This window comes from Pseudomonas sp. NPDC098740 (assembly GCF_044760065.1).
Lineage (GTDB): Bacteria > Pseudomonadota > Gammaproteobacteria > Pseudomonadales > Pseudomonadaceae > Aquipseudomonas > Aquipseudomonas rossensis.
In genome coordinates this window covers 180,618-197,914 of record NZ_JBIWAM010000007.1, presented here as the reverse complement: position 1 = coordinate 197,914, position 17,297 = coordinate 180,618, and the positions used below count along the sequence as shown (strand labels likewise).

At 60.0% G+C, this 17,297-nt stretch carries 14 protein-coding genes and 1 pseudogene; 10 read left to right on the top strand and 5 right to left on the bottom strand.

The window, feature by feature from the left end:
* Positions 1–383: 383 nt before the first annotated feature.
* The gene (locus tag ACIQU2_RS11580) at positions 384–2,561 is read left to right on the top strand and encodes a malate synthase G (RefSeq protein WP_403140639.1); all 2,178 of its coding nucleotides are present in this window, start codon (positions 384–386) and stop codon (positions 2,559–2,561) included.
* Between the two features lie 159 nt (positions 2,562–2,720).
* Here the strand turns inward: ACIQU2_RS11580 and ACIQU2_RS11575 are convergent, their stop codons facing one another.
* Complete coding sequence (locus tag ACIQU2_RS11575) at positions 2,721–3,167, bottom strand: response regulator (protein WP_134420510.1); 447 nt, start codon at positions 3,165–3,167, stop codon at positions 2,721–2,723.
* Positions 3,168–3,419: 252 nt separating this feature from the next.
* On the opposite strand from ACIQU2_RS11575, the gene ACIQU2_RS11570 reads away from it, so the two are divergent.
* The 8 genes from ACIQU2_RS11570 to ACIQU2_RS11535 all read left to right on the top strand — a co-directional run bounded on the left by ACIQU2_RS11570 (position 3,420) and on the right by ACIQU2_RS11535 (position 12,449).
* Positions 3,420–5,360 (top strand): putative nucleotidyltransferase substrate binding domain-containing protein, encoded by a 1,941-nt coding sequence (locus tag ACIQU2_RS11570; RefSeq protein ID WP_403140636.1) that lies wholly within the window; start codon positions 3,420–3,422, stop codon positions 5,358–5,360.
* A complete protein-coding gene (locus ACIQU2_RS11565; RefSeq protein WP_403140633.1) occupies positions 5,357–6,064 on the top strand; it encodes a PolC-type DNA polymerase III in 708 nt (235 codons plus the stop codon). Before ACIQU2_RS11570 ends, ACIQU2_RS11565 begins: the two co-directional genes overlap by 4 nt.
* 275 nt (positions 6,065–6,339) lie before the next feature.
* Positions 6,340–6,858, top strand: a complete 519-nt coding sequence (locus tag ACIQU2_RS11560; protein ID WP_403140630.1) for an RNA polymerase sigma factor — start codon at positions 6,340–6,342, stop codon at positions 6,856–6,858.
* Complete coding sequence (locus ACIQU2_RS11555) at positions 6,855–7,826, top strand: FecR domain-containing protein (protein ID WP_403140627.1); 972 nt, start codon at positions 6,855–6,857, stop codon at positions 7,824–7,826. The genes ACIQU2_RS11560 and ACIQU2_RS11555 overlap by 4 nt, the downstream gene beginning before the upstream one ends.
* 116 nt (positions 7,827–7,942) lie before the next feature.
* A complete protein-coding gene (locus ACIQU2_RS11550; protein ID WP_403140625.1) occupies positions 7,943–10,372 on the top strand; it encodes a TonB-dependent siderophore receptor in 2,430 nt (809 codons plus the stop codon).
* Positions 10,373–10,444: 72 nt separating this feature from the next.
* The gene (locus ACIQU2_RS11545) at positions 10,445–11,575 is read left to right on the top strand and encodes a PepSY-associated TM helix domain-containing protein (protein WP_403140624.1); all 1,131 of its coding nucleotides are present in this window, start codon (positions 10,445–10,447) and stop codon (positions 11,573–11,575) included.
* Positions 11,572–11,751 (top strand): hypothetical protein, encoded by a 180-nt coding sequence (locus ACIQU2_RS11540; protein WP_347802019.1) that lies wholly within the window; start codon positions 11,572–11,574, stop codon positions 11,749–11,751. The genes ACIQU2_RS11545 and ACIQU2_RS11540 overlap by 4 nt, the downstream gene beginning before the upstream one ends.
* Positions 11,752–11,819: 68 nt before the next feature.
* A complete protein-coding gene (locus tag ACIQU2_RS11535) occupies positions 11,820–12,449 on the top strand; it encodes a glutathione S-transferase (protein ID WP_403140622.1) in 630 nt (209 codons plus the stop codon).
* A 175-nt stretch (positions 12,450–12,624) separates the two neighbouring features.
* Here ACIQU2_RS11535 and creD read toward each other — a convergent pair whose 3' ends face one another.
* The 4 genes from creD to ACIQU2_RS11515 all read right to left on the bottom strand — a co-directional run bounded on the left by creD (position 12,625) and on the right by ACIQU2_RS11515 (position 16,878).
* Positions 12,625–13,995 (bottom strand): cell envelope integrity protein CreD, encoded by a 1,371-nt coding sequence (gene creD / locus ACIQU2_RS11530; protein WP_403140620.1) that lies wholly within the window; start codon positions 13,993–13,995, stop codon positions 12,625–12,627.
* A gap of 203 nt (positions 13,996–14,198) precedes the next feature.
* Entirely contained in the window at positions 14,199–15,617 is a 1,419-nt protein-coding gene (gene creC, locus ACIQU2_RS11525; protein ID WP_347802022.1) for a two-component system sensor histidine kinase CreC, read from the bottom strand.
* Positions 15,617–16,297, bottom strand: coding sequence for a two-component system response regulator CreB (gene creB, locus ACIQU2_RS11520; RefSeq protein WP_403140617.1), 681 nt, complete (start codon positions 16,295–16,297; stop codon positions 15,617–15,619). The genes creC and creB overlap by 1 nt, the downstream gene beginning before the upstream one ends.
* 74 nt (positions 16,298–16,371) lie before the next feature.
* A complete protein-coding gene (locus ACIQU2_RS11515) occupies positions 16,372–16,878 on the bottom strand; it encodes an ATP-dependent zinc protease (protein ID WP_033053442.1) in 507 nt (168 codons plus the stop codon).
* 307 nt (positions 16,879–17,185) lie between these two features.
* On the opposite strand from ACIQU2_RS11515, the pseudogene ACIQU2_RS11510 reads away from it, so the two are divergent.
* Positions 17,186–17,287, top strand: a pseudogene (locus tag ACIQU2_RS11510) (acyltransferase); the annotation flags it as partial.
* Between the last annotated feature and the right edge of the window lie 10 nt (positions 17,288–17,297).

The window sequence follows — 17,297 nt, the reverse complement described above, 5'->3', positions numbered from 1 at the left end:
CAGGGCAATGAAGATTATGTGTACAAGTTTTTATATTTAACTGGAACAATCCAGCAGTTTTTTGAGAACATCCCGCTCCCCGACATGACTGCAATGCGTCATGGGGTCGCAGTACGACGTAATTGGTCTAATTTTCACAACCGCATTTCATCATGTAGTATGCCGCAGCGCGCACTACATAACGTTAGATCGATGTCTGCCACAGGCACAGTCGCAACCCTGAAAGCCCCGTCAGCAAGGCATCCAAGCCGTTGATTGGACCGAACCCAGCCGCCCGAACGGGCATGTACTGGCAGACGGGTTTGTGGTTTAAATGGCCAGAGGCTTCATTGTCAAAATTGAAGAGCTGAAAAGCGAAATAGCTGAGCAGAGTGAGGCAAGCAATGACTGAACACGTTCAAGTCGGGGGCCTGCAGGTCGCCAAAGTCCTGTTCGACTTCGTGAACAACGAAGCCATTCCCGGTACCGGCCTCACCGCCGATAAGTTCTGGGCCGGTGCCGACAAGGTTATTCATGACCTGGCGCCGAAGAACAAAGCCCTACTCGCCAAACGCGGTGATATCCAGGCTCGTATCGATAGCTGGCACCAATCCCGTGCCGGTCAACCACACGACGCCGTGGCCTATAAAGCCTTCTTGCAAGACATCGGTTATCTGCTGCCAGAAGCGGCTGATTTCCAGGCAACGACGCAAAACGTCGATGACGAAATCGCCCGCATGGCCGGTCCACAGCTCGTGGTTCCGGTGATGAACGCCCGTTTCGCGCTCAATGCCTCGAACGCCCGTTGGGGTTCGCTGTATGACGCGCTCTACGGCACCGATGCCATCAGCGAAGCTGACGGCGCGGAAAAAGGCAAAGGCTACAACAAGGTTCGCGGCGACAAGGTCATCGCCTTCGCCCGTGCCTTCCTCGACGACGCGGCGCCATTGGCTGCCGGCACTCACGTCGATTCCACCGGCTACAAGATCGTTGACGGCAAACTGGTGGTCGCCCTTAAAGGCGGCAGCAATACCGGCCTGCGCAACGATGCACAGCTGATTGGTTTCCACGGCGATGCAGCCGCACCGACCGCGATTCTGCTGAAAAACAACGGCCTGCACTTCGAAATCCAGGTCGACGCCAGCACCCCGGTCGGCCAGACCGATGCTGCCGGCCTCAAAGACATCCTGATGGAAGCCGCGCTGACCACCATCATGGACTGCGAAGATTCCGTCGCCGCCGTCGATGCCGATGACAAAGTGGTGATCTACCGCAACTGGCTCGGCCTAATGAAGGGTGATCTGTCGGAAGAAGTCTCCAAGGGCGGTCAGACCTTTACCCGCACCATGAATGCCGACCGCACTTATACCGGTATCGATGGTAAAGAACTGAGCCTGCATGGTCGTTCGCTGTTGTTCGTGCGCAACGTCGGTCACCTGATGACCATCGACGCGATCCTCGATAAAGACGGCAACGAAGTGCCGGAAGGCATCCTCGACGGTCTGGTCACCAGCCTCGCAGCAATCCACAGCCTCAACGGCAACAACTCGCGCAAGAACAGCCGCACTGGCTCGGTCTACATCGTGAAGCCGAAGATGCATGGCCCGGAAGAAGCGGCGTTCACCAACGAGCTGTTCGGTCGCATCGAAGAAGTACTCGGTCTGCCGCGCAACACGCTGAAAGTCGGGATCATGGACGAGGAACGCCGTACCACGGTCAACCTCAAGGCCTGCATCAAGGCGGCCAGCGAGCGTGTAGTGTTCATCAACACCGGTTTCCTCGACCGTACCGGCGATGAAATCCACACCTCCATGGAAGCCGGCCCGATGGTTCGCAAGGCGGACATGAAGGCTGAGAAGTGGATCGGCGCCTACGAGAACTGGAACGTCGATATCGGCTTGACTACCGGCCTGCAAGGTCGCGCGCAGATCGGTAAAGGCATGTGGGCCATGCCGGACCTGATGGCAGCGATGCTCGAACAGAAAATCGCTCACCCGATGGCCGGCGCCAACACCGCCTGGGTTCCATCGCCGACCGCTGCTGCGCTGCATGCCCTGCATTACCACAAGGTCGATGTGTTCGCCCGTCAGGCCGAACTGGTCAAACGTGCACGCGCTTCGGTGGATGACATCCTGACCATCCCGTTGGCCGTCAATCCAGACTGGACCGCAGAACAAATCAAGAACGAACTGGACAACAACGCCCAGGGCATTCTTGGTTATGTGGTGCGCTGGATCGACCAGGGCGTGGGCTGCTCGAAAGTGCCGGACATCAACGACGTCGGCCTGATGGAAGACCGTGCGACGCTGCGGATTTCCAGCCAGCACATCGCCAACTGGCTGCGTCACGGCATCGTCACCGAAGATCAGGTCATGGAAAGCCTCAAGCGCATGGCGCCGGTGGTTGACCGTCAGAACGCCAATGACCCGCTGTATCGCCCGCTGTCACCGAACTTCGACAGCAACATCGCCTTCCAGGCGGCGGTCGAACTGGTGGTCGAAGGCACGAAGCAGCCGAACGGCTACACCGAGCCGGTTCTGCACCGCCGCCGCCGCGAGTTCAAGGCTGCCAATGGCCTGTAACTAAGCGCTGACGTCGGACAAAAAAGGCCCTGATCGAAAGATCAGGGCCTTTCTGTTTAAAGCAAAGTCAAAAGATCGCAGCCTTCGGCAGCTCCTACAGATGTACGCAATCCCATGTAGGAGCTGCCGAAGGCTGCGATCTTTTGATCCTTTAACAATTTACACATCCATTCCCAACTCATGCTTGACCAGCGCCAACAACTTGCCGGTATCGACAGGCTTGAGCAGGAAGTCGACCACGCTCAAGTGCATCGCAGCGATCGCATCTTTTACGTCAGCGTCACCGGAAACGATGATGATCGGCATTGCCGCCCGAACCGATTCACGAACCTGACGAATCAGGTCCAGACCATCGACATTTCCCATCCGCAGATCGGTAATCACCAGGCCAATCGATGGCATCGTCTCCAACATCTTGAGTGCAGTTTCGCCACTGGCCGCAGTCATGCAGCGCACCCCGTCCAGCGCCAGAATCTCCGACAGCAGCTCACGCGCGTCTTTATCGTCGTCGACGATCAGCACCCGCTGCGGCGGCAGGTCAGGTTCCTGCATGACGGCACTCAGCGCCTCGCGCTCGGCGTCACTCAAAATATCGTGGTCGGACATGGCTTACTCTACGTTTTCATTTCAATTCCCTAGCTCATCCGTCAGACATCGCTAAGCAGACCTTCAATGTGCACTTCGTCGGAAATTTTTCCTATAGCCAATGCAGGAGGTTTTTCCCACAGTTGCGTCAGACATATCCCAAATGCCGACAGCTTCACTGCCTACCTAGACTTACGTCCAATGGGCACCCTGCACGCAGGGGCCGACCATGAGTAGTCATCCGACAACAACAATTCAAAAAAGACTGCGGTAATGGTTATGAGTAAAGCGGACGCCTTCACACAGGCAGGGAAAACCGCGGTGTTGCAGAACATCCAGGGCACTTTGCAATTCCTTCAGCGCTTCCCGCCCTTCAATCAAATGGAACACGCCCACCTCGCGTACCTGGTCGAGCAGTGTCAGCTGCGTTTTTATGCCCCCGGCGAGTGCATCATCAAGCCCGCCGACGGCCCGGTTGAACATTTCTACATCGTCAAACAAGGCCGGGTCGTGGGTGAACGTCCCCACACGGCCAAGGGCGGGACCGAAACCACTTTCGAAATCACCACCGGCGAGTGTTTCCCCCTCGCCGCGCTGCTGGGGGAGCGTGCAACCCGCACCGAACACCTCGCGGCCGAAGACACCTTTTGCCTACAGCTGAACAAGCTGGCGTTCATCAAATTGTTCGCACTTTCCAACGCGTTTCGCGACTTTTCCCTACGCGGCGTGAGCAGCCTGCTGGATCAGGTTAACCAGCAAGTCCAGCAAAAAGCCGTGGAAACCCTCGGCACCCAGTACTCACTCAACACCCGACTGGGCGAATTGGCCATGCGCCACCCGGTGATCTGTAGCCCGGCCACGCCGCTGCGTGAAGCCGTGACCCTGATGCACGAGCAGCAGGTCGGCAGCATTGTGGTGGTTGACGAACATCAAGCGCCGCTGGGGATTTTCACCCTGCGCGACCTGCGCCATGTGGTGGCCGACGGCACTAACGACTTCAACGAAGCCATCGAACGGCACATGACCCAGGCGCCGTTTTTCCTGTCGCCGGACCACAGCGCCTTCGATGCGGCGATTGCCATGACCGAGCGGCACATCGCCCACGTCTGCCTGGTGAAGGATCATCGCCTGTGCGGCGTGGTCTCGGAACGTGACCTGTTTTCCCTGCAACGGGTCGACCTGGTGCATCTGGCGCGGACCATCCGCAGCGCCCAGCGCGTAGAAAACCTGGTGGCGCTGCGCGGCGAAATCGGTCAACTGGTGGAGCGCATGCTGGCCCATGGCGCGTCGTCGACCCAGATCACCCACATCATCACCCTGCTCAACGACCACACGGTGTGCCGGGTGATCGAGCTGACACTCGCCGAGAAAGGCGACCCAGGTGTGCCGTTCAGTTGGCTGTGCTTCGGTAGCGAAGGTCGCCGCGAACAGACACTGCACACCGATCAGGACAACGGCATTCTGTTCGAAGCCCGGGACGCGGCCCATGCCGCCGAAATTCGCGGCAAATTGCTGCCCATTGCCCAGCAGATCAACCAGAGCCTGGCGCTCTGCGGCTTCACCCTGTGCAAGGGCAACATCATGGCCGGCAACCCCGAACTGTGTTTGTCTCGGGCCGAATGGGCGCGGCGTTTTGCCGCGTTTATCCGCGAGGCCACGCCGGAGAACCTGTTGGGTTCGAGTATTTATTTCGACTTGCGGGTGGTCTGGGGTGACGAGCAAGGCTGCGAGCAACTGCGCCGGAGCATTCTCGATCAGGTGAATGACAACCGACTGTTCCAACGGATGATGGCCGAGAACGCCCTGCGCAACCGTCCGCCCGTGGGGCGTTTCCGTGAGTTCGTACTGGCGCGCAAGAATGGCGAGAAAGCCACCCTGGATTTGAAGGTCCAGGGGCTGACGCCGTTTGTCGACGGTGCCCGACTGCTCGCGTTGGCCCATGGGGTCGAGGCGAACAACACGCTGGAGCGCTTTCGCCAACTGGTGGACAAAGAAGTCATCGAACGGCTGGATGGTGCCGCGTACGAAGAGGCCTATCACTTCATCCAGCAAGCCCGCATGCAGCAACATCAGCTACAGACCCGGGAGAACTTGCCCTACTCCAATCGGGTCGATCCAGACAGCCTCAATCATCTGGATCGACGGATCCTGCGTGAATCCCTGCGCCAGGCGCAACGCCTGCAAAGCAGCCTGGCCCTGCGGTATCAGCTATGAGCCTGTTTTCATGGCTGCGCCCGGCAGGTCCGAGCCTTCCCGGCGAACTCCAACAACGTCTGCAACGCTTGCCCTCGGCGGCAGAGCTGGGCGAATGCAGCCTGCGCGAACAGCGCTGGGTAGTACTCGACCTGGAAACCACCGGGTTGAACCTGAACAGGGATCGGGTGTTGTCCATCGGCGCGGTAGTGATCGAGGACGGGGCGATTGATTTCAGCCAGCAGTTCGAACGCACGTTGCAATGTGCCGATATGAAGTTGGCTCCCAGCGTGCTGATCCATGGCCTGGGGCCGAGTGCGATTGCCGCGGGCAGCGATCCGGCTCAGGCCCTGGTCGAATTCATGGAGTTTGTTGGCGACAGCCCGGTGTTGGCGTTTCACGCGCCGTTCGATCAGCACATGCTCGGGCGCGCCTTGAAAGATCATCTGCGCTACAAGTTGCAGCATCCATTTCTGGATGTGGCTGATATCGCACCGCTGCTTTGCCCTCAGGCGCACATTCGCGATGCCGGTCTGGATGAGTGGATCGACTGGTTCAAACTGGAAGTGTTCGAGCGCCACAATGCCAGTGCCGATGCGTTGGCCACCGCTGAGCTGGCGTTGATTCTGTTCAGCCGGGCGCGGCAGCTGCAGATTCATAGCCCGTTGAATCTGCAGCAGCGGATGAGTCAGTGGAAACGGCGGCAGCGAGCGCCTTCTTTCTGACAGCCACCGCAGTTCTTTGTAGCAGCTGCCGAAGGCTGCGTTCGGCTGCGAAGCAGTCGTCAACCCTGCCCGCGAGGTTCACCTGATGCACCGCGGTGACTGATTTTACGACTGCTGCGCAGCCGAACGCAGCCTTCGGCAGCTGCTACAAGGTGCCGTGCGGGTCAAAAATCTGGTTTCCCCCACCCGACCAGCGCCAATTGCTTACCTCCCCCGCCTCTGCCACAATCGCGAACAATTCTCGTTAGTTAACACTTCCCAATCGGTGATGCTGCGTGTCGTCAGTCCAAAGCCCTCAAAGTGAGCTCGTTGGTGCGTTGTATCGCGACCATCGCGGTTGGCTATTGGCCTGGCTGCGACGCAATGTGGCCTGTCCGCAACGGGCCGAAGACCTGAGTCAGGACACGTTCGTGCGCTTGCTGGGGCGTGAAGAGCTGAAGGAACCGCGCGAGCCACGCGCGTTTCTGGTGGCGATTGCCAAGGGTCTGCTGTTCGACTATTTCCGCCGCGCCGCGCTGGAACAGGCCTACCTCACCGAACTGATGCTGATCCCCGCAGGTGAACAACCGTCGGTGGAGGAACAGCAACTGATCCTCGAAGACCTCAAAGCCATCGACCACCTGCTCGGCAAGCTCTCAAGCAAAGCCCGGGCGGCGTTTCTCTATAACCGTCTCGACGGCCTCGGCCACGCCGAAATCGCCGAGCGTCTGGGTGTGTCAGTACCGCGGGTGCGTCAGTATCTGGCCCAAGGCATTCGTCAGTGCTACATCGCGTTGTACGGGGAGCCGATATGAGTCCGGTCAGCTCCAAACCCGTCTCCGCGCAGGTGCTGGATGCCGCGATTGCCTGGCAGTTGTCCCTGGATTCCGGCAACCCGGTGGAACGCGAAGAGTTCGCCAAATGGCACGCCGCCCACGAAGAACATGCGCGAGCCTGGCGCCAACTGGGCATGCTCGACCAGCGCTTCAGCGTTGCCAGCGGCCCGGCCCGCACCGCGTTACTGCAATCGCGCGAAAGCATCCGCCGTCGAGTGCGCAAACTCGGCAGCGGCGTGGCCAGTATCGTCGCGGTGATCGGGTTGGCGTTGTTCGCCGGTGATCGTTATCTACCGATCGACTATTGGCTGGCCGACCAGCGCACCGCCACCGGTGAGCAACGCACCCTGCGCCTGACCGACGGCACGCTGCTCAACCTCAACACCCACAGTGCCGTGGATGTACGTTTCGATGAAAAACAACGGCTGATCATCCTCCAGGAAGGGGAAATCCTCGTCGGAACCGGCCATGGCGACGCTCGGCCGTTTATCGTCGAAACCCGCGAAGGCAGCATGCGTGCACTGGGGACAAGGTTCCTGGTCAAGCGTGAAGAAGAAGGTACGCGCCTGAGCGTGCTGAAATCAGCGGTGGCCGCCCATCCCGAGTCGAGTCCTGAAGAGCAGATTCTGCGTGAAGGCCAACAAGTCCTGATGCGCAGCAATGGCCTCGGGCCGATCGTCGCGCTCAACCTCGGCGCCGATGCCTGGACCCGCGGCATGCTGGTGGTGGACAACACACGGCTGGAAGACCTGATCCATGAACTCGGTCGTTATCGACGCGGACATCTTGGCGTTGCTCCAGAAATCGCCGACCTGCGCATCACCGGCAGCTTCCCGCTGCACGACACCGATCTGGCCCTGAGCGCCCTGCTGCCGACCCTGCCGGTGCAGATCGAACAGCACACGCCGTGGTGGGTGACGGTATCGGCAAAGACTGAGATCAAGTGATCGCGCCACAAACGACCACTTACTGAATCGAAATTATTTTCAATCAGCCCTATCACTTTTGAATTCTCGTTCGGCACCTAGGCAATTGAGAAATATTTCCATTCAGGAGCCGCTGTATGTCCCGCTCGCTAGACACCTTGTTGCGCCCCAGCTTGCTGGCGATTGCCATTGCCCTTTGTGCCCCTCTGGCCAGCAGTCAGCTGATCGCCGCTGAACAGGCGTCCAGCGTTCGCGCCTACAACCTGCCGGCCGCGCCATTGGCCAGCACCCTGAACCAGATCGCCAGCCAGGCCGGTCTGGCGCTGTCGTTGAATCCTTCACTGGCGGCAGGCAAGACCTCGGCGCCGGTCAAAGGTCAGTTCGACGCTGCCGGCGCCCTGCGCGAAGCTTTGCGCGGCACCGGTCTGCAACTGGAACAGAGCAGCGCTGGCACCTACAGCCTGGTGGCCGTGCCCCAAGGTGTGATGGCCCTGCCGGAAACCGCCGTTATTGGCGTGGAAAACACTGAAAGTGCCTGGGGCCCGGTGCAAGGTTACCTGGCGACCCGCACCGCCGCCGGTACCAAGACCGATACCGCGCTGGTCGAAGCGCCGCGCTCGATTTCGATCGCCACCCGCGAGCAAATGGACGACCGCAATGTGCATAGCCTCGATGACGCCGTGCGCTACATGCCCGGCATCGTCGCCAGCAGCTACGGCAGCGACACCCGTGCCGACTGGCTGCGCGTACGCGGTTTCGAACCGACACAATTCCTCGACGGCCTGCCACTGCCAAAAGGCGTGTATGCCAACCCGAAACAGGAAACCTGGAACCTCGATCGCCTCGCCCTGCTACGCGGCCCGGCCTCATCGGTTTACGGCCAGACCCCGCCAGGCGGCTTGCTGGACATGGTCAGCCGTCGCCCCAGCGCCGAGTCGAGCAATGAAATCCAGGTGCAATACGGCAGTGACAACCATCGCCAGATCAACTTCGCCAGCACCGGCAAGATCGATGACGAAGGCCAGTTCCTCTACGGTTTGAGCGGTGTGGTGCGCGACAGCGGCACGCAGATCGACCACGTCGACAACAAGCGCTACAACATCGCGCCCAGCCTGACCTGGAACATCGACGAAGACACCCGGTTCACCCTGCTCACCCAGTTCACCCGTGACGATACCGGCATCACCAGCCAGTTCCTGCCGGTGCAAGGCACCAGGATCCATTCACCGCTCGGCAAGATTTCCCATCACAAAAACCTGGGCGACCCGGACTGGGAATTCTACGACCGCACCTATTACGCACTGGGCTACGCCTTTGAACATCGCTTGAATGATGTCTGGCAGTTCAAGCAGAACCTGCGCTACACCAAATCGGACCTGTCCTTCCAGGCCCTCACCCCCGGCGCCTACCCGTTCACCCAGGTCGATGCCGACGGCAACGTTGGCCGCTCGAGCACCAGTGTCGACGAGGACATCAGCCAGTTCGCCGTGGACAACAACTTCCAGGGCGACTTCGCGACCGGCGACATCCGTCACACCCTGCTGATCGGCCTCGATCACCAGCGCACCAACACCAACTACACCTCGATCTTCGGCGACGGTCTGACCACCAACGTCAACAACCCGATCTATGGCCAACCCATCGTTCGTCCGCCGCGTTCGGCGGCGTTTTACGACTACAACCAGAAGACCTACCAGACCGGCCTGTACGTTCAGGACCAAATGGCCCTCGACCAATGGCGTCTGACGTTGGGTGGTCGTGAAGACTGGGTCCACACCGGCACCAAATTCTTCAACAAAGGCGACGCCACCAACACCGAACGGAACAAGAACTTCAGCGGCAACGCGGCGATCAGCTACGTGTTCGACTCGGGCTTCGTGCCTTATCTGTCCTACGCCGAGTCGTTCCAGCCGACCAGCAACGCCACGGCATCGCCGACCGATTCGTTCAAACCGACTGAAGGCAAACAGTGGGAACTGGGCATCAAGTACCAACCGCCTGGCAGCAGCACCCTGCTGACTGCTGCGGTCTACGACCTGACCCAGAAAAACGTCTCCGTCACCACGACCAACTCGAACGGCGTTTCGATCACCAGCCAGACCGGTGAAGTAAAAGTCAAAGGCCTGGAACTGGAAGCCGTCTCCGACGTGACCGAGAACCTCAAGGTCATCGCCGCATACACCCTGGCCAAATCCGAAGTGCAGAAAGGCGATTTCAAAGGCAATCGCCTGCAACTGATGCCCAACCAACAGGCTTCGCTGTGGGCCGATTACACCTGGCACAACGGTGTGCTGGACGGTTTCGGCATCGGTGCCGGCGCTCGCTACACCGGCAATACCTACGGCGACCAGGGCAATACCTCGCTCGGCAAGGCTGACGCCTACACGGTGTTCGACGCCGCGGTTCATTACGACCTGGGCCGTCTGGACAACAGCCTGAAAGGCGCCTCCCTGGCACTGAATGCCACCAACCTGTTCGACAAGGACTACATCTCCACGTGCGACAGCTTCTACTGCTACTACGGCGACCAACGCAGCGTCGTCGCCAGTGCCACTTACAAGTGGTAATGGCCTGACCTGACACGCCCAAGACCCGAGCCGTCCGACATGGACGGCTTTGGTATTTCTGAAGGCTATGAAATGAAAAGTAAAACAATTCGCCGCTGGTCCTTCGTCCACACCTGGACCAGCCTGATCTGCACCGTGTTCCTGCTGATGCTCGCGCTGACAGGCCTGCCATTGATCTTCCATCACGAGATCGACCACCTGCTGGGCGATGCCGCTGAATTGAAGGCGATGCCGGCGGACACCCCGCTGCTGAATTTGCAGCAGTTGGTGCAGGCGGCTGAACAGCATCGTCCCGGCGAAGTCATGCAGTATTTCGGCTTTGACGAAGAAGAGCCCAACGCCGCGATCACAATCATGGCGGCCACCGCCGGCACTGAACCGAATTCGTCTCACACCTTCATGCTCGACGCCCGCACCGGCGAAGCGCTGGAAATGCCGTCGGCCAACGGTGGCTTCATGATGATCATGTTGCGCCTGCACGTGGACATGTTCGCCGGTCTGCCGGGCAAGTTGCTGCTGGCGTTCATGGGCCTTCTGTTCGTGGTGGCGATTGTGTCCGGGACGGTGCTGTACCTGCCGTTCATGCGGCGTTTGACATTTGCCACCGTGCGCCAGGACAAATCCACCCGTCTGCGCTGGCTCGATCTGCATAACCTGATCGGCGTGGTAACCCTGACCTGGGCCTTGGTGGTCGGTGTCACCGGCGTCATCAGCGCCTGCGCCGACCTGCTGATCGCCGCGTGGCGCAACGACAGCCTGAGCGCGATGGTCGCGCCGTACCGCGATGCGCCGCCACTGACACAATTGGCGCCTGCGACCCGCTTGCTCGACATCGCCAAGGAAGTCGCACCGGGCACGCAGCCGGACTTCATCGCCTTCCCCGGCACACGCTTCTCCAGCGAACACCATTACGCGGTGTTCATGAAAGGCAGCACTCACCTGACCTCGCACCTGCTGACACCGGTGCTGATCGACGCCAGCACCCTGCAAGTCACCGCCGTGGCCGAACGCCCGTGGTACATGGACGCCATGGGCATGTCACAACCGTTGCACTTCGGTGATTACGGTGGCATGCCGATGAAGATCCTCTGGGCGACGCTGGACGTGCTGACCATCGTCGTGCTCGGCAGCGGGGTTTACCTGTGGGTGGTGCGGCGCAAGGCGGCGAAACCGGTGCTCGAGAACGCGGAGAGTCCAGCATGAGGCCGCGGCAGTCGAATTTCTGGAAGGTCTTTTCCACCCCAACGGTTATCGCCCTGCTCAGCGCCGCGGGGTTGTTTGCCGCGTTGCTGGGGGATGGCGTGTGGGACGCATTGAGCTGGTTGGGCCTGGGCATTCCCACAATCCTCGCCCTGCGCGGCCTGCTGCAACGCCGATAACAACACCGAACCTGTTGCGTGATCCACGCGCTATGCTGCCCAGCACTGCCCCATACCGAGACGCTGCCATGTCCGCCGCCAGCATGACCCTGTTCCACAATCCTTTATCGCCCTTCGTTCGCAAAGTCATGGTGCTGCTGCACGAAACCGGTCAACAGGACCGCGTGGCGCTGCAAGACTGCGTGCTCACACCAGTCAGCCCGGACCTGATACTCAACGAAGACAATCCGCTGGGTAAAATTCCGGCCTTGCGCCTGGCCGATGGCAACGTCATCCATGACAGCCGGGTGATCCTCGATTACCTCGACCACCAGCACGTCGGCAACCCGCTGATACCGCGAAACGGCTCGGCCCGCTGGCGGCGCCTGACCCTGGCCTCCCTGGCCGACGGGATCATGGACGCCGCGGTGCTGATTCGTTATGAAGTCGCCCTGCGTGCCCCGGAAAAACACTGGGACGAGTGGCTCGATGGCCAGCGCGAGAAGATTCGTCGCGGCCTGGCATTGCTGGAAGTCGACGCGATTGCCGAGCTGACCAGCCATTTCGATGTGGCGGCGATCAGTGTTGCCTGTGCGTTGGGCTACCTGGATTTGCGCCATCCGGATCTGGAATGGCGCACGACGAATCCGAAGCTGGCGAACTGGTACTTCGAGGTGAGTCAGCGGGCCTCGATGCTGGCGACTATGCCGAAGGTCTGATCTTTGGCCGGCCATGCCGGCCTCAGAAGATCGCAGCCTGCGGCTGCTCCTACGCCGAACGCGTGCTCCTGGAGCTGCAGGCTGCGATCTTTTGATCTTTCGGGAAACAACCTGTAAATCAGCGTCGCCAACACCTCTCCTTCCCGCTGATCCTCACGCAACCCCAACGACCGGCTCATTCCACCGCTCCCATATCAAACGCCAGCGGCTTGGCCGACTTCTGTCCAATCCCATACCAGTCCAGCTTGCGGGTCAGCACCATGAACACGCCCAGCAATCCGAACAACAGCAGCGAACCCATCAACAACGCGTAATCCTCTGCACTGAGCAAGCCATAGAGCAAGCCATACAACGCCGCCAATCCCGCCGAAAAACTCAAGCCGTGACGCACGCTGCGCAGCACGTGGCAGACATAAAAACCGATCAACAACACACAGCCGCCCGCCGACAGCAGGTACGCCAGGGCAAAGCCGATGTGCTCGGACAGTGACAGCAACAGCAGGTAGAAGAACGCCAGGGCCACGCCTACCAGCGCGTATTGCACCGGGTGTACCGCCAGGCTTTTCAGCACTTCGAAGAGGAAGAAACCGGCGAAGGTCAGGACGATAAACAGCAACGCATATTTGATGGCCCGATCGCTTTTCAGGTACTGATCCACCGGGTCGATGAAGCTCACCCCGAAACTGCGGCCGGTATAGGCTTCGCAACCGCCGCCGGACACGCAGCTGCTCAAGGACTCTTGCAAATTGGTGGAGAAAAACGAGGTCTGCCAATTGGCGGTGAAACCCTGATCACTGACTTCACGCTGGGCCGGGAGGTAGTTGCCGATGAAACTCGGATGCGGCCAATTGGCGGCCAGCGATACTTTGCTGGTTTTGCCCACCGGAAGAATCTGCAACTGGCCAGTGCCTTGCAGTCGCAGGTCGAAACCGAAGGCCAATTCTGTAGCTTGCTTCGCGTCGAGCGCCGGCAGGGTGACATGCACACCCTCCCCTAACCAGCCCACCTGGCTGCCGGGGACGAAGTCGAGTTTCTGGCCATTGAGTTCGAGTTTCAGGGCGTTTTCGATGCCGCGAATGTCGCTGATTCCGACCGCCAAAAACGGCTGATCGAACTGGTAATCGGCGAAATCCTCCTTGATACCCAATTGAGCCGGGAGCGAGAAATGCCCGCTGATGCGGTTGTCTGCATGAAACAGACGCGCCTCGTAAATGCCCCGGGAACGCAGTTCCGTCTGGACCTGGCCGTCGAGTTCGAAGCGCTCCGGGAGGAAATACAAACGGCCGCGTTCTTCACCCACTTCCTGGTAACGCTCGTTGGTTTTCTCGTTGAGCTTCCAGGTGCGCACCACTTTGCGATACGGCACCACCATCAGCGGCCCGCTCAGTTGCTGGCTATAGCTGGAACTGCGGGCGATGTCTTCGAGGACACCGTCGCGCAGTTGCTGGCGGTCCTGGATCACGCCGTTAATCATCAGGAGCGGGATCAGCAACAACAGAATGAGAAGGGCAATTGCCCCGAGTTTTATGGTCAGGCTGCGGTTCATGGGACTCTCCCTGTTTGGATGGGGAGAGTCTGGGAGGGGTGTGTGGGGGATTTATGGGAGGAATGTGGAGAGTGTGTGGAGACTGGGCCGGCCCCTTCGCGAGCAAGCTCGCTCCCACAGGGATCTGGGTGAGTTCACAGATGTAATTCACAACCGAAGCCCAATGTGGGAGCGAGCTTGCTCGCGATGGAAGCGACTCGGTTTTAAGGCAGGCGCAAAGTCACTTCAACGCCGTCGTCGACGTTACCAATGCTCACCGCTCCACCATGCAACTTGACCACCTCTTCAACGAAGTTAAGCCCCAACCCCGTGCTCTTGCGCCCGCTGTCCGGTCGCGGCAGTGAATAGAAGCGCTCGCTCAGTCGGGGCAACGCATAGTCGGGAATGGCCTCAGCCTGGTTGAACAACCTGAACTCAATTTGCTCCCCAATGCGTTCGGCGCTGAATCGCAACAAACCCTGAGCCGGGGTGAAATCCAAACCGTTCTCCAGCAGATTGCCCAGCGCCTGACGCAACAGGAACGGTTCACCGGTCAGCACCAGATCCACTGCAATGGTTTGTTCCACGCGCAACTGCTTGCCTTCGATGCGCGCCGCCTGAGCGCTCAGCAAATCATCTACCAACTTCGCCAGCGGCACCGCCACCCGTTCCTCCAGCCCTTGGCGTTGCTCGACCAGGGCCAGATTCAACAGGCGCTCGATCAACTGCTGCATCCGCGCGCTTTCGCTGTCGATGTTGCTGACAAAACGCTGTTGCTGGGCCAGCGGCATCTCGCCTTGCAGCAACTCCGCTGCGCCGCGAATCGCCGCCAGGGGGCTTTTCAGTTCGTGGGTCAATGTGTGCACGTAACGCTCGACATAGGCTTTGCCTTCTAGCTGCGTACGCATCTGCTCCACCGCAGTCGCCAGTTGCTCCAGCTCGCCGCCACGGTAGTGCGGAACCTCGACCCGCCGGCCTTCACTCACGGCCTGTGCATAAGCCGTCAATCGCCGCAGCGCCGCGCTCAACCACCAGGACAACAACGCGCCAAACAGCAGACCGAGGCCGATCAGCCCGGCACCCCAGGCAAGCAATCGCCGCTCAGTGCGATCAACGTATGGCTGCAACGAGCTGTTGGGTTTGGCGACGGTAACCACGCCGATAATCTGGCCGTTGTCGCGAATCGGGGCGCCGACGTGCATCACTGAGGAGTTCGGATCGTCCGGATCGCTGCGGCTGGAACGAGCGCCGTATTCGCCTCGCAGGGTCAGTAAAACATCGTTCCAGCGCGAGTAATCCTGCCCCACTGCCACACCGCTGGAGTCCAGCACCACAACGCCCTTGGCATCGGTGACGTAGATCCGGTGGTTGACCTGGTTCTTCGGCAATCCCCAGATGTTCGCCTTCGGTTGCCGTTCGCCATAAGCCTTGAGCAGCTCGGGCCAGCGGTTCTGATTCAGGGTGCCGGCCTTGAAGTCGTCTCGCAGGATTTCGGCCATGAGATTGGCGGTGTCGACCAGCGTTTCTTCGGTGGACTGGCGCACGCCTGGACGGATTTCTTCCATCACGGTGTTCAGCACGAAGTAGCCGGTGAGGCCGATAAACAGCACGTAGACCAGAAAAATCCGGATCCCCAGCGGCATCAGCTACGCCCCGGGCTGTAGCTGTAGCCGAGGCCGCGATGGGTCTGGATCGGTTCTGCGTCAGCCTTCACCTGACGCAATTTTGCGCGCACGCTCTTGATGTGGCTGTCGATGCTGCGCTCGTACCCGGCATCGGCGGCGACGCCCAGCGCATCGAGCAATTGCTCGCGGCTGAAGACCCGTTCGGGTTGGTCCAGCAGGGATTGCAGCAGACGGAACTCATGGCGGGTCAGGGTTAGAAGCTGACCGCGGTAGCTGATCTGCACCCGCTCGCTGTCAATGCGAAACAGCGCCGATGACACCGCGGCGGTCGCTCGCGGCGCCATGCGTTTGAGAATCGCCCGGACCCGCGCCGCCACTTCCCGTGGGCTGAACGGCTTGACCACGTAATCGTCGGCACCGATTTCCAGGCCCACGACGCGATCGATTTCAGCATCACGAGCGCTGAGGAAGATCACCGGCACCTCGCTGAAACGCCGCAATTGCTTGCAGGTCTCGAAGCCGCTGATGTCCGGCAGACCAATGTCCAGAATGATCAAGTCGGCCGGAGTCTGGCGCTGATGCTCAAGCCCAGCGGCGCCAAGGCTCAGCCAGGTGGTGGTGAAGCCCTCGCCCTGCAAGGCGAAAATCAGGGTGTCGGCAATCGCCGCTTCGTCTTCGACAATCAGGATATGAGGCATGGCGTCCGAGCCCGGGAGTTAAGTGGGCGAACGGTGCCCCAAGGCTCACGTCACGTCAATGAGACCACTTGAAATCAGCAGTCGGGTTTGTCCGCCGTAAAGCGCCGTGCCGGGTTCACCGCCGCGCCGAACTCACGCAAGGCTTTGGCACCGATCAACAAAGGGTAGTTGAAGCTGCTGCGGTCGGTGAGGTTGACCTCAACGGTGCGCTTGACGTTGCCCAGGCACAGTTCCAGATCAACCACCGGACGCTTGGTGGGCTCGACCGCTTCCTTGTCGTCCTCGTCTTCTTCGGAGCGGGTCTTGATCTTGCTGATCCGCGCGACCTTGTGTTCGTAGACCTTGTTGCTCGCGCCTTTGGTGGCGAGGCGGAAGCGCACCCACTCGTCGCCATCGCGGGTGAAGGTTTCGATGTCTTTGGCCGACAGCGACGCGGTCAGGGCGCCGGTGTCCATCTTGGCCTTGAGGACTTCACCACCGATTTCCGGCAGCGCGATGTATTCATAGCGCCCGTACAGGGTCGGCTCAGCAGCCAGGACCGGCAGGGCCACGAGGGAAAGCAGTGCAAGGAGGGATTTCACGTAATGGGCTTCCTTGAGGAAATTGGGGCACAGAGGCCAAATTCTAGACCGCAAAAAACAACGATAGTTGGTTCAGTACAACCCTTGTGGCGAGGGAGCTTGCTCCCGTTCGGCTGCGCAGCAGTCGTAGTACGGCTCACAGGGTGTACCTGAAAAATCGAAGTGCATGGTTTTGGGGCCGCTTCGCAGCCCAGCGGGAGCAAGCTCCCTCGCCACAGAGATCTCATAACTCTGGGAGGTTAGCGGTTCGAAGGTGAAACATTCGTCGTCGCCGATTTGGCCTGCCGTCCGAAGCTGCTTATCATTGCTGATCAGCGGCAACGTGCCGAGGGTTATCATCGACTTCAAGACCCGCGAAACCATCCAGAACTGGGTCAACCAGCTCTGGATCGAGAAGGATCGACGCATTGCGCGCCGCG